The organism is Lentilactobacillus raoultii (assembly GCF_900411375.1).
Lineage (GTDB): Bacteria > Bacillota > Bacilli > Lactobacillales > Lactobacillaceae > Lentilactobacillus > Lentilactobacillus raoultii.
In genome coordinates this window covers 124579-138175 of record NZ_LS422984.1, presented here as the reverse complement: position 1 = coordinate 138175, position 13597 = coordinate 124579, and the positions used below count along the sequence as shown (strand labels likewise).

General features: G+C 39.9%; 15 protein-coding genes and 1 other annotated feature. All 15 genes read right to left on the bottom strand.

Annotation, left to right across the window (positions count from 1 at the left end; translation table 11 throughout):
* Window positions 1-6: 6 nt before the first annotated feature.
* Complete coding sequence (locus ED605_RS02245) at window positions 7-1821, bottom strand: FtsX-like permease family protein (RefSeq protein ID WP_225419023.1); 1815 nt, start codon at window positions 1819-1821, stop codon at window positions 7-9.
* 14 nt (window positions 1822-1835) lie between these two features.
* Window positions 1836-2588 carry an ABC transporter ATP-binding protein gene (locus ED605_RS02240; protein ID WP_121977295.1) on the bottom strand — a complete coding sequence of 251 codons (753 nt, stop codon included), beginning with the start codon at window positions 2586-2588 and terminating at the stop codon, window positions 1836-1838.
* 146 nt (window positions 2589-2734) lie between these two features.
* Window positions 2735-3604, bottom strand: coding sequence for an SPFH domain-containing protein (locus ED605_RS02235; RefSeq protein WP_121977294.1), 870 nt, complete (start codon window positions 3602-3604; stop codon window positions 2735-2737).
* An 80-nt stretch (window positions 3605-3684) separates the two neighbouring features.
* Window positions 3685-4512, bottom strand: a complete 828-nt coding sequence (locus ED605_RS02230) for a MetQ/NlpA family ABC transporter substrate-binding protein (protein ID WP_121977293.1) — start codon at window positions 4510-4512, stop codon at window positions 3685-3687.
* Window positions 4513-4537: 25 nt separating this feature from the next.
* Window positions 4538-5233, bottom strand: a complete 696-nt coding sequence (locus ED605_RS02225; protein ID WP_121977292.1) for a methionine ABC transporter permease — start codon at window positions 5231-5233, stop codon at window positions 4538-4540.
* On the bottom strand, window positions 5226-6260 hold the full coding sequence (locus tag ED605_RS02220) for a methionine ABC transporter ATP-binding protein (protein ID WP_121977291.1): 1035 nt from the start codon (window positions 6258-6260) through the stop codon (window positions 5226-5228). Before ED605_RS02220 ends, ED605_RS02225 begins: the two co-directional genes overlap by 8 nt.
* 68 nt (window positions 6261-6328) lie before the next feature.
* Window positions 6329-6570 (bottom strand) — a binding site (T-box leader).
* 47 nt (window positions 6571-6617) lie between these two features.
* Window positions 6618-6911: a glycine cleavage system H family protein gene (locus ED605_RS02215; RefSeq protein WP_121977290.1), complete on the bottom strand. Its 294-nt coding sequence runs from the start codon at window positions 6909-6911 to the stop codon at window positions 6618-6620.
* 15 nt (window positions 6912-6926) lie between these two features.
* Window positions 6927-8129 (bottom strand): FtsW/RodA/SpoVE family cell cycle protein, encoded by a 1203-nt coding sequence (locus tag ED605_RS02210; protein ID WP_121977289.1) that lies wholly within the window; start codon window positions 8127-8129, stop codon window positions 6927-6929.
* Between the two features lie 29 nt (window positions 8130-8158).
* Window positions 8159-8383 (bottom strand): DUF2969 domain-containing protein, encoded by a 225-nt coding sequence (locus ED605_RS02205; RefSeq protein ID WP_121977288.1) that lies wholly within the window; start codon window positions 8381-8383, stop codon window positions 8159-8161.
* Window positions 8384-8392: 9 nt separating this feature from the next.
* Window positions 8393-8668 carry a membrane protein insertion efficiency factor YidD gene (gene yidD / locus ED605_RS02200; protein ID WP_121977287.1) on the bottom strand — a complete coding sequence of 92 codons (276 nt, stop codon included), beginning with the start codon at window positions 8666-8668 and terminating at the stop codon, window positions 8393-8395.
* Window positions 8669-8681: 13 nt separating this feature from the next.
* Window positions 8682-9689, bottom strand: coding sequence for a rod shape-determining protein (locus ED605_RS02195; protein ID WP_121977286.1), 1008 nt, complete (start codon window positions 9687-9689; stop codon window positions 8682-8684).
* Between the two features lie 180 nt (window positions 9690-9869).
* Window positions 9870-11186 (bottom strand): UDP-N-acetylglucosamine 1-carboxyvinyltransferase, encoded by a 1317-nt coding sequence (gene murA, locus ED605_RS02190; RefSeq protein ID WP_121977285.1) that lies wholly within the window; start codon window positions 11184-11186, stop codon window positions 9870-9872.
* Window positions 11187-11203: 17 nt separating this feature from the next.
* Window positions 11204-11434, bottom strand: coding sequence for a DUF1146 family protein (locus ED605_RS02185; RefSeq protein WP_121977284.1), 231 nt, complete (start codon window positions 11432-11434; stop codon window positions 11204-11206).
* Window positions 11435-11718: 284 nt separating this feature from the next.
* Window positions 11719-12138, bottom strand: coding sequence for a F0F1 ATP synthase subunit epsilon (locus ED605_RS02180; RefSeq protein ID WP_121977283.1), 420 nt, complete (start codon window positions 12136-12138; stop codon window positions 11719-11721).
* 13 nt (window positions 12139-12151) lie between these two features.
* A complete protein-coding gene (atpD, locus tag ED605_RS02175) occupies window positions 12152-13597 on the bottom strand; it encodes a F0F1 ATP synthase subunit beta (protein ID WP_191981329.1) in 1446 nt (481 codons plus the stop codon).

The following is a 13597-nucleotide window of genomic DNA, read 5'->3' as shown; positions in this document are numbered from 1 at the left end:
CTATTATCATTTTTCTGCTCTGATTTTTGGAATTACAATTCTTGTATAAATTAAAACCGTTGCAGCATAATAAATTAAATATACCACAAGAAAGCCAATTGCTGAATAGCTAAACGTTTGATAAGCGTTCGACAACAAATTTCCTCTGGTAAAAAGCTGCAGCCCAAAAGCAACATCAATGAGACCTAAGATGGCCGGCAAAGCAAACAAGCCTAAAATCTGGAGCATGATTGATTTTTTCAAAAGCCACTTTCTGGTACCTATTTTATTAAGCATTTCAAAGCGTGCTTTATCACTTCCTGCGCCACTCAAAATTTTAAACATCAAGCAACTGGCAAGCATCGCTAGGAACGCAATTCCTAAGAAGATTCCCATAAACTCAAAGCTGGCAAATAACGACTTTAATTGCATATAAACCATAAATGATTCACCCGACATCAACAACATATTTGAACCAAGTTCTTGATTTTGGAGATCATAAATTGCTTTTAAAGACCGATATTGGGCATCTAAGTTTTTGACATGAATCAACGTGAGCATTTGAATAGGTCGATTAATTCGATTAAAGGCAGCTGGTGAAACAAACTTTAATTGATAGGATTGCTGCTTTGGATCCTGAAGCCGGGAAAAGCTTTGATAGGCACTGGTGCTGGGATTTTTTAAATCTTTTAGTCGGCTCTTAATGATGATTGGCTCACTCGACTTTTGGGTAAGGTGAGTATATTTTACCGGAGTTTTTTGAAAATCATCTGCCCGATAATAGATCGTTTTTCCAACCGTTTTATGTTGATAACGAATAACCGTTTTATCATCAAGTTTATTAATTAATGAGTTCATTTTTGACGATTGACTGACAGTTGAAATGGCGTAAGGCGTATTTGCATCCGCCAATTTTGAAACGGAATTTTTAAACCCAATTCCTACCGTAATGGCACCCAAAGCCAACGCAAATAACAGCGAAACAACTGATAGAATTTTAGTGAGGTCACGAATCCGAAATTTCAACTGAGCAATTGTAAATTCATTTATCCCCTTTTGACTAAGAGTGGACTTTTGCAGCATTTCAAGTAACATGACAAAGAACGAATTAAACGTTAAATAAGTTCCCAAAACAATAGTGACTAACCCAATCACAATGGACATTAACATTAATGATCGTACCTGATAAAGTGCATAATATCCACCAGCTAACAAGAGCACGCCAACAATTGCTTCGCTCCATAGGATAACTGATTTCGGCTTTTTCCAGGCAGTTCGGTCCTCAGCGTGTAGAAGTGCCAATGCAGAGGTTCTTCTAAATGTCCAAGCATTCAAAGCACCAGCGATAACAAATAAAATCATGAACAAAATTAAAGTTGTTAAGATAGCCGGTGGATAAATAGCAGTAAAATATTTCAACGAAATTTGAAGTTGATTCATTAAGAGCCCGCTGATCGCTTTGGTCAGTCCTAAGCCAAGAATGATCCCAATTAGTGCTGATAAAAAGCCAACCGCGAGTGTTTCAATGATAATTAAAAAACTAATTTTTGAAGATTTGGCCCCCAACATCATAAACAAGCCATAGTCGTGTTTTCGCATACTCATTAAAAAACTATTGGCATAAAAAACATAAACCAATGTAATAATGGCTAGCAAAATTGACCCAAAAATAAAAACAAATTTGGCATTTTGGCCAACAGAAGTCGCAGTTGTGAATTTATTATTGGTTGAAATTGCCTCAAACATATAAAAAATTGCCACTGTCATTATCATCCCAGAAAAAAGAATCAGATAATCTTTCCACCGAGCTTTTACACCGGATAGTGAAATCTTGAATAACATATACTTACTCCCTCCTATTGTTCAAATGTGCCTAGCTTTTCAAGAATCTCTTGATAAAACTCATTTCGGTTTTTATTGCCAGCACTAATTTCATCGCCAATTTTACCATCCTTAATAAACAAGATTCGTTTACAAAAACTGGCAGAAAACGGATCATGGGTTACCAACGAAATCGAAACCCCTTGTTGATTAATTGCTGTCAGGGTATCCAGTAATTCACGTGCATTTTGTGAATCTAAAGCGCCGGTCGGTTCATCGCCAAAGATAATTGTCGGATCAGAAACCAGCGCCCTGGCTGCCGCTACTCGTTGCTTTTGACCACCTGAGAGTTGGGTTGGGTACTTGACCAGAAGTTGATCAATTCCAAGCCGTTTAGCCACTTCTTGAACTTTTTGCCTAGTCTGACGAGGATTGGTATTTTGGAGTGACAGCGGTAATGAAATATTTTCAAAAACCGTCAATGTTTCCAATAAATTAAAATCTTGGAAAATGAATCCAAGCCTTTGTGAACGAAAATCTGACATTTCATTTGATGTCAAATGAGTGATATCGTGACCATCTATTTGAACCTCTCCACTTGTTGGCTTATCCAAAGTCGCTAAAATGTTTAAAAGCGTTGTTTTCCCAGACCCTGAAGCCCCCATAATTCCGATAAACTCACCTTCATTAACCGTAAAACTGACGCCCTTCAAAGCCTCGTAAGGCCTTTCAGAATGTTGACCATACACTTTGTGTAAATTTTTTGTCGTTACAATTTCTTGAGTCATATTGTCCTCCTGTATTAGTTAATTACTCATGTAGCTAACTATATATGCCACAACAAAAATTGTCAACAAAAAAAGCCATAAAGACTGGAAAAATTTCCCAAGCCTTTTGGCCAATAAGTCAATTAATTGCTTGCCGATAACGGCATCTAGCTTAAATTATCAGTATTAATTACGTTCTGAGTCCCACGTTCCGTTATGATTGAAACTAAAACATTGTTAATCATTTGAATTTTCTTTTCGTCTGGAATATCGATACTGACATCCTTTTGAAGTTGCCTAACTGCCTCTTCTGAAATCTCAACTGCTCCCTGGACAATGATCTTTCTGGCCGAAAGAATCGCACTTGCCTGTTGACGCTGAAGCATTGCACTAGCGATTTCAGTGGCATAAGCCAAATGAGTTAACCGAGTTTCCATAACATCCAAACCGGCTACTTCCAATCGTTCCTGTAATTCCCCTTTCAGGGCTTCAGAGACTTCAGTCGAATTGCCACGTAACGTCAAAATATCTGTTTTTTCATCAAAACTGTCGTATGGATATTGACTAGCGATGTGTCGAATAGCTGATTCACTCTGAATTTCAACAAATTGTTCATAATCTTCAACATTAAAAATTGCTTTAGCAGAATCAACCACCTTATAAACAATAACGGCTGCAATTTCAACCGGATTCCCTTTCGAATCATTAACTTTAATAATTTGGCTATTAAAATTGCGAACTCGTAACGAAATTGTCTGCTTACTGGTTAATGGCACAGTCATAAATAAGCCCGGCGTTCGGATACTTCCAATATATTTTCCAAAGAAAGTTAAAACCTTGGCCTCATTTGGCTGAATTATTGTCAAAGAACTCGCAAATAACAATGCCAAAACAATAATGACTGTTCCAAAAGCAAGGGCACCAAATTGACTGGATTGGCTACCAATCCACAAAAGATAGCCGCCACCAATCAAAAACACAAGTGTGATGATTAAGCCAATATATCCATTAACATGGAATACGTTTTTTTCTTTCAAAAAGAGCCCCCCTTATAATCCAAGAAAAGTAACCATCTACTAAACTTAGTATAAAGCGAGAGCTCCACAATGAACACTATTTACTTAACATTTTTGACCGGCAATACAGCACCTTTATATTTGTTATAAATCCATTTCTGAGTGCTAGTTGATTGAAGTGCCTTGACCAGCTTCTTAATCGCTGGTTTATTCTGATCTCCCTTACGTGTCGCAATGATATTAACATAAGGTGTATCCCGACCTTCAATGGCAATGGATTGTTTCCTTGGATCCAAACCGGCTTGAACGGCGTAGTTAGCATTAATGACAACCGCATCGCCTTCGCCATTCTTATAAATTTGAGGCATTAACTTTGGTTCATAACTATGTTTGAATTTAAGATGTCGTGGATTTGAAGCAATGTCATCAAAAGTAGCTGATTCAATATTAACACCCTTTTTCAAAGTGATTAAACCGGCGTTCTTAAATAACTGAAGAATTCGGCCATAATCCGGTGTATTGTTGCTTACCAAAACGGTAGCGCCCTTCTTTAAATCTTTAAGGCTCTTCACCTTTTTAGAAAAAACAGCAATTGGCTCAATATGAACACCGCCGGCATCAACTAATGAACCATGATTTTCTTTATTCCACTGTTTCAAGAATGGGACATGTTGAAAATAGTTGGCATCTAGCTCTTTATCAGCTAACGCCTTATTGGGCATTACGTAATCTTGGAAAACGGTAATCTTTAAATTAACACCCTCTTTTTTCAACTGTGGTGCGACATGTCGCAAGATTTGAGCATGTGGGACATTTGAGGCACCAATTTTTAAGGTAGTTGTTTTTTTACTCGAACTCGATGAAGAACAACCAACTAACAGGAATGCCGTAAATAAAACCGCAAATAAACTCAATAATTTCTTTTTCATGTAAAAATCCCTCCAAGTAAAAAGATTATAATGTTCGTTTATCGGTCACTTTAACTAATAAATCACCAATAAACTGTACCAAAAAGACAAATAAACAGATAATAACCGTTGCAACCAACGTTACAGTGTTATTGTTTGATTGAAAACCATCCAAATAAGCAAGATTTCCAAGTCCACCAGCTCCAATTGCGCCAGCCATTGCGGTGTAAGAAATTAGTGAAATTGTTGTCACGGTGGCACCGGCGATCAATGCCGGCTTACTTTCAGGCAGCAAAACCTTTGTGATAATTCCCCATGTGGTCGCGCCCATTGACTCAGCTGCTTCAATTACCCCGGCATCAACTTCCCGAAAATAAGATTCAACCATCCGCGCATAAAACGGTGAAGCCGAAATAACTAATGATGGCAAAGCGGCTCTCGGGCCAATAATCGTGCCGATCATTTCTTTGGTAACCGGTAGTAACAACACAATTAAAATAATAAAAGGAATTGATCGAAAGACGTCCACAAACAGGCCAACAATCCAGTTTAAGATTCTAAATACGGGGCCGTTATGAATTCTAGTTTCGTATAAAATCAAGCCAAGAATAATACCGAAAATAACCACTGCGATCATTGATAATAACGTCATCCAAATGGTTTCCCAAGTTGCTGACCACATTGACGGCCAATCAACGTTTTTAAAAATAAAGTATGATTTCAGGCCCGTTACATTACCCATGATGAATCACTTCCGTTTCTACGTGCATTTTCTGAAGATAACTCAACGCACTTGAAATCTTTTCTTCATCACCAATTAGCTGGAGATCAAGCGATCCCAAAGCGCCTTCTTGGGTTTGTCGAATTGCCCCTGCCAAAATATTGACTTGTAATTCAGGATAATGTTTTACAACCTCTGAAACAATTGGCAATTCTGCCTGTGGCCCATGAAAAACTAATCTAAGAATTTGACCATCCGGATATTTTTTAATTAATTCTGCCAACGTCATTGTTGAATCTTCTTGCTGTGGCGAAAATTCTTCACTCACAAATTTCTTGGTAACCTCTTCCTTTGGATGGCGGAAAACATCAAATACAGAACCGCTCTCAACTACCCGTCCGGAATCCATCACAGCAACCTGTTGACAAATTTTGGCAATTGCATGCATTTCATGAGTAATCAGTAAAATTGTCAAATTCATTTGCTTATTAATCTTTAACAGAAGATCTAACACTTCATTGGTGGTATCGGGATCAAGTGCACTGGTTGCTTCATCCGAAATTAAGATTGTCGGTTCGTTAGCCAAAGCCCGAGCGATGCCCACCCGTTGCTTTTGGCCACCAGAGAGTTCAGACGGATATGAATGTTCGCGTCCTTCTAAACCGACTAATTTAATGAGCTCCTCAGCTCTGGCAATTCGTTGAGTCTTTGGTACATTGGCGATCTCCAATGGTAGTGCAATATTATCAATCACCGTTCTGGACCATAATAGATTAAAATGCTGAAAGATCATACCAATCTTCTGGCGCTGCTTTCGTAGTCGATAGCCCTTCAGCTTAGCCATATTAATACCATTTATGTCAATTTCGCCCTGTGTGGGTGCTTCCAGACCGTCCAGCATTCGAACTAAGGTGCTTTTACCGGCTCCAGAATAACCAACTATGCCAAAGATCTCGCCATCTTTGATCTCAATATTGACGTCTGATACGGCCGTTAGTGCACCATCCTTGGTGCGGTAGTCTTTCGACACATCTTTAAACCGAATCAAATCAATTCACTCCTAACTATATTTAGGTACTAAAAAAAGCTTTTGGCCCAACAAACAACCCCAATTGTCTGAAGGACGAAAAGCTTTTTCCGCGGTACCACCTTTATTCGTTGCTATTTTTCAATAACAACCTCAAAGAGTATAAACATACTCAACGGAATAATGGGCGTTAACCATCGCCGACTTGAAAATTACTCACCGGCACTGAATTCAATCAAGACCATCTTCAATAAATTCACTGGCTCATTTTCACCAACCTGAGCTCTCTGATTCAGCAAAATTTACTTACTCATCTTGTCATTTTTGTTATTTAACTAGTTGATAGTGTACTACACTAATCGCCAACGTCAAGCAAGATTACTTTTGAATTTTTGCAATCCAAGAATCTGACTTATCCGGCTTGCTTAAAACCGATGGGTCATCAGCCGCCTGATCATTCACAGCGATTACTTTACCAGAAACCGGGCTTGGAATGTCAGAGACCGCTTTATCTGCTTCCACATTTAATAACGTATCCTTTGTTGTCAAGGAAGTTCCCACCTTAGGTAGCGAAACAAATGTAATATTTCCTAATTCATTTTGGCCTTCTGGAGTTAAGCCAACCGTGACAACACCATTATCTTCATCTGTCCAATAGTACTTTGTGTCCATTATTAATCCATCCCTTTAAGAAAATTCTTTATCCTCACCAAACATGTAGCTCTTGTTATGGTACTGCATTGACATGATGAGACCAATACCAATCATATTACCAATCAGTGCCGATCCACCAGCGCTAACAAACGGTAGTGGAATCCCAGTTAACGGCAACAGCCCAACACTCATCCCGACATTTTCGAAAACGTGAAACAAAATCATCATAATAACGCCGGTAGAGATATAAGCATAAAAAACATTCCGTGTTTCAAATGTAACCTTTATCATCTGATAAATCAACAAAAAATAAAGCAAAATCAGAATACAACTGCCGATAAAGCCAAAATTTTCTCCGATTACCGAAAAAATCATGTCTGATTCACGAACTGGTACGTACACATGTGACTTATCAAAACCAGTGCCAAAAATGCCACCCGATCCGATAGCTTTCATGCTTTGCCAAAGCTGATACCCTTGATTAGAGGTATCAGCAGACGGATGCAACCAAGTATCGACCCGATTGAACTGATAAGCTTGAAAGCCAACTTTTTCCAGAATCTTTCTCCCGGCTTCAGGAATCACTAAAGCCAAAGCGGTTCCAGCAAGGCCAAAGATCGTAATCACTGATGGTAAGATAATCTTCCAAGTAACTCCAGAAACAATAATCATTCCACCCAGAATTGCAAAGAAAACCAACATTGTCCCAAAATCATTTTGCAATTTTAACAGAATGGCTACCGGAATCGTCCAAAGAATCATTTTACCAATTAGTAACCAGTCACTACGAACCGTTTTCAAAGGGTGCTTGTCATTATGTTCAACAATCACTCGGCCCATCATCAGAATGTACGCGGGTTTCATGACCTCAGAAGGCTGAAAGGTTAATCCTGCAAATGAAAACCAACTTTTGGCACCTGTATTGACATAATACGCTCGACTGTAAAGCACCAACACACACGCTAATAGCAGTATGCCAAGCCAGTACGCCAGTGGCGCTACCTTCCATAATTGTTCTGAATCAAACTGCATGATAATGATCACCGCAACAATCCCAATGACGTACCATACTAATTGAGAGGCAACCTGCTTAACAACACTAGTTGCACTCGAATCATGGGTAGCGGCAACATAAATTGACGCTAAACCAATTAACGCCAACATTAAGACACAAAAAACGATCCCCCAGTCAATTCTGGATTCTTTTTCTTTATCCGTACTGCGTTTGGTATCCAAATTTAAACCTCCCGTTGCACAATATCAAATTAATGATGCAGGTGGAAGTCTTTAATTAGTAACTGAACACCTTCATCAAATGTTTTAACATGATAATTCTCTTGATGAGTATTGACGGCTTCAAATTTATTATCACTTAACTTTGTAATGAAACCAATTCTTTTACGGCCAATCATCAAATCGGAAACTTGGTGACCATTTTGATCCTTGGAATCCTTGATTTCAACATTAATACTTTTAATTGATTTGCTCATCGAATCCTCCTATTTCAAATGCATTGTTTTACGATACTCATCTCGAGCAGATTTGTTTCTAAAAATCGTAAAATGATCTGGCACCGGATCATAACCACCACGAACAAAGGGATGGCATCTTAAAATTCGAGCAATCCCCATAATCGTCCCCTTAAACGCACCGTGCTTCTTTAAAGCCGTTAGCATATAATTACTGCAAGTTGGGTAATATCGGCACGTAGGCGGGAAAAGAGGCGATATAAACCGCTGATAACCATGTACAAGCATCATTAGAATTTTTTTCAATCAACTACCTACTTTACTTCGATTGAGCTTTTAACTTCGGATTCTTAATATACTGTTCCAATAAAACACCGGCACCCTTTGCAACGTTATCCAAGGGGTTTTCAGAAATAATTACTGGGACTGTCAAAGCATCGGCAATGACTTGATCAATATTGCGTAACAGGGCGCCACCACCCGTCAGCATAATCCCACGATCAACAATATCTGAAGCCAACTCAGGTGGAATAATTTCCAAAACCTCTTTGGCACCATCAACAATTAATTGAACTGTATCAGCAATTGCATCAGCCACTTCGTTGCTATCAATTGTGATGGCACGGGGCATTCCTGAAACAGCATCCCGGCCCCGAACTTCTAATTTTTTAACATCTTTTTCGTCTTTTTTAGCAGTACCAATTTCAATTTTGATCTTTTCAGCAGTGTGTTCACCAATAATCAAGCCATGCTTTTGTTTGATATAAGTCACAATCTCTGTATTCATTTTGTCACCAGCCGTTCGAATCGATTTGCTGGCAACAATATCACCTAATGAAATAACGGCAATATCACTGGTACCACCACCCATATCAATGACCATATTTCCACGTGGTTGGAAGATATCCATTCCAGCACCTACAGCGGCTACCTTGGGTTCTTCTTCCAAGTAGACTTGACCGCCGCCTGCCTTTTCGGCTGCTTGAACGATCGCATTGCGTTCAATTTCAGTTACATTAGTTGGCGCACAGATCATGATTTTTGGCTTGGACATGAATCCCTTAACGTCTAATTTATTGATGAAATAAGTCAGCATTTCTTCAGTAATATCAAAATCAGAAATGACACCATCTTTTAATGGACGGATCGCCCGGATATTACTTGGTGTTCGACCGACCATCCGATATGCTTCTGTTCCAACTGCCAATGCCTTGCCGGTCCTGGTATCAATTGCCACAACTGAAGGTTCATTTAAAACAATCCCCTTTCCGGCAACGTATATCAGTACGTTAGCAGTCCCTAAGTCAATTCCTATGTCTTTTGCCATCTGTGAACTTCCTCCTGAAAAACTTTAATCTCAAAAACTAATTATATCACATCTATTGTTAGTTTCTAACAGTTCTTAAGTATTCTCAACAATCATTGAAGACTTTAGAAAATATTTAAGTAACCTGATAAAAAAACCGGGTTGGAAACATTATGCGCTTCCACCCAGTCTCTTCATCAGCTATTTAAAATGTCTAGCAGTTGACGTCTGATTGACGATAATTGAATCATCATCAACGTCACCACGTTTAATTTCAGCACCTAAGCTGGCTAATTTTTTGTGGAAATCATGATAGCCGCGATCCAAATACTGAAGATTGCAGACTTGAGTGTAGCCTTTAGCAACCAGACCGGCGATTACTAAAGCTGCCGCAGCCCGCAGATCCGTTGCTGCTACTTCGGCCCCGTTAAAATCAGTCGGCCCGTTCATAATAACTGTTCGACCAGAAATGGTATACTTGGCATTCATCCGCCGTAATTCTTCCATATGCATAAATCGATTCTCGAAAACGGTTTCCGTCATCGTACTATCTCCCGTTGCGGCAAGCTGTAAAATGGTCATTTGTGGCTGTAAATCCGTCGGGAAGCCAGGATGAGGCAGCGTTTTGACATCAACTGGTTTTAATTGATCAGGACCGATTACGCGAATACCGGCATCCGTTTCAGTAACCGAAATGCCCATTTCCCGCATTTTTAAGATAAGTGGTTTATTGTGCTCAGCAATTGCATCCTCAACTAAAACGTCACCCTTTGTAACGGCTGCAGCGATCATAAAGGTTCCTGCTTCAATTCGATCTTGGACAACTGAATGCGTTGTCCCATGAAGTTTCGAAACGCCTTGGATCCGAATTTGTTCAGTTCCAGCACCCACGACTTTAGCACCCATTTTGTTTAAGACGTTGGCCAAATCAACGATTTCAGGCTCTCGAGCAGCATTTTGAATAACAGTCTTGCCAACTGCCAGAGTTGCTGCCATCATAATATTCTGGGTTGCACCAACGCTTGGAAAGTCCAAATAAATGTCAGTTCCAACTAAGCCATCGGGAGCAGTTGCTTCAACATAGCCATCGTGCTGTTCAATGCGGGCACCCAAAGCTTCGAATCCCTTTAAGTGCAAATCAATCGGTCGAGATCCAATTGCACAACCCCCGGGAAGTGCAACTTTAGCATGACCTAATCGCGCTAACAAGGGACCCATCACAACAATTGAAGCCCGCATTTTTGAAACATATTCAAAAGGTGCTTCACTAGAAACTTTAGAAGATGCGTCAAACGTTATTTCGTTGCGTGATTCTTCAAAGTCCACCTTAACGTTTAAAAATCTTAAGACATTGTTCATTGTATAGACATCGGATAATAACGGCACATTAGAAATTGTCGTTTGACCTTCACTTGCTAGAATTGTTGCTGCCTGAATCGGCAACACAGCATTCTTTGCTCCGTCAATATGTACCCTGCCCTTTAATGGATTACCACCATGTACAATTATTTTTTCCACAAGAACGCCTCCTACATTTATTTAAAAAGATAAATTAAATTTTGAATATTAGTGATTACCGAAAGGAAAAATTGCGCACATGCATAGCCAATCGTAATTGACAACAGCACGATCAATAGTCTCCCTGGCAAAGCACGAAGAGGGATGTAACGCTCGATGTGGATTTCTTGAACACTCCTAAATGCCATTGCAATAAATAGAAAATACGTAACAAGTGTTACGATGGCTTGAATGCCAATCATTTTCATCAAAATTCCCCCAATTCACTGACAACTATATCATAAAGACGGAAACTTGTCTCTTCTTTTCGCACTTTTTTAGAAATAGTGTGCGTTTATCGATCAGATCACCGCTTTTTAGAAGGCCATTAAATCAAGAAACATCAAGTTTTTTAGTGAAAAAAGAGGACATTTGTTCACTATCACACATTGTTCGCGATTGCTGGAAAACAAGTTGATTCTTCTATCTTATCAAATGAAAAAAGACCGAAGCAACAATAACGCTTGCCTCGATCTCATTCAATCATTTTTAATTATTTTTTAGCAACATTAATTCGGTTAATTGCTCTTCGTAACGCAACTTGCGCTCGATCCAAAGCTGCCTGATCATGCTTTTGACGGGCCTCAGAAATCAATCTCTGAGCACGTTCCTTAGCATTTTCTGCTCGAGCAACATCAATATCACTTTGATTTTCAGCACTATCAGCCACAATCGTTGCAATATTATTTGAGAACTCGATGAAACCACCATTTACAGCAATTTCGTCTTCTTGATCGCCATACTTAACTCGAGTTTCATCAACATCCAAAGTTGCAATAATTGGCACGTGATTAGCCATGATTCCAAGTTGTCCCGATTGTGTTGAAACAACTATCATGTCAGCAGCGCGATGCTCATAAACTTGTCCATCGGGAGTAACAATACTAATGTTAATAACTGAACTGTCAGCCATTTAAACTCCCTCCCTAGTTTGCAGCACTTTGCTTCTCGTCACTTGTGTCGGTAGCAGTATTACCCTGCATCTTTTTGGCATTAGCAACGACATCTTCGATTGGCCCGCAATTACGGAATGCATCTTCAGGAATATCATCGTACTTGCCTTCAAGGATTTCTTTGAAGCCTTTTACCGTATCGGCAACTGGTACATATTTACCAGGTAAGCCGGTAAACTGTTCTGCAACAGAGAAACTCTGTGACAAGAAGAATTGAATTCTCCGGGCACGGTTAACAATTGTCTTTTCTTCATCAGACAATTCATCCATTCCAAGAATTGAAATGATATCTTGAAGTTCGCGGTACCGTTGCAAAACGTGCTGAACCTCAGTGGCTACCTCGTAATGTTCCTGACCAACAATTTGTGGATCCAAAGCCGATGAGGTTGAAGCCAACGGATCAACGGCTGGATAAATTCCTTGCTGCGTCAATGAACGTTCCAGGTTGGTAGTGGCATCCAAATGGGCAAATGTCGTTGCCGGCGCAGGGTCGGTATAGTCATCAGCAGGCACATAAACGGCCTGAATCGATGTAATAGCACCCTTCTTAGTTGACGTAATTCGTTCCTGTAATTGGCCCATTTCAGTTGCCAAAGTTGGCTGATAACCAACGGCAGAAGGAATCCGGCCAAGCAAGGCCGATACTTCAGAACCCGCTTGTGTAAATCGGAAAATGTTGTCGATAAACAACAGCACATCCTGACCCGCTTCATCACGGAAGTATTCAGCAATGGTTAAACCGGTTAAGGCTACCCGCATTCGGGCACCAGGTGGCTCATTCATCTGTCCATAAACCATGGCGGTTTTGGCAAGCACGCCGGACCCCTTCATTTCGAAGTACATATCATTACCTTCACGGGTTCGTTCACCAACACCGGTAAACACGGAGATCCCATTGTGTCCTTGGGCAATGTTATGAATTAATTCCTGAATCAAAACGGTCTTACCAACACCGGCACCACCGAATAATCCAACTTTCCCACCACGAATGTATGGTTCCAACAAATCAATCACTTTAATTCCAGTTTCAAGAATCTCAGTAGATGGATTTAATTCATCATACTTTGGTGCTTCACGGTGAATTGGCCAGCGTTCTGCATCCGGGCCAAATTCTGGACCACCATCAATTGGTTCTCCAAGAACATTAAACACACGACCAAGTGTGTCATTACCAACAGGAACACTAATGGAAGCTTCCGTATTTTCAACTTCCATTCCACGACGAAGACCATCGGTTCCATCCATCGCGATTGTTCGAACAACACCGTCACCTAAATCAAGGGCAACTTCGACAACCAACGCTTGATCGTTGTCCAAGTGAATTCGTAAAGCGGTGTTAATTTCTGGCAATTTGTCGTCCAAGGAGAACTCAACGTCAACGACTGGTCCGATAACTTGTATAACTTTACCAGTACTCAT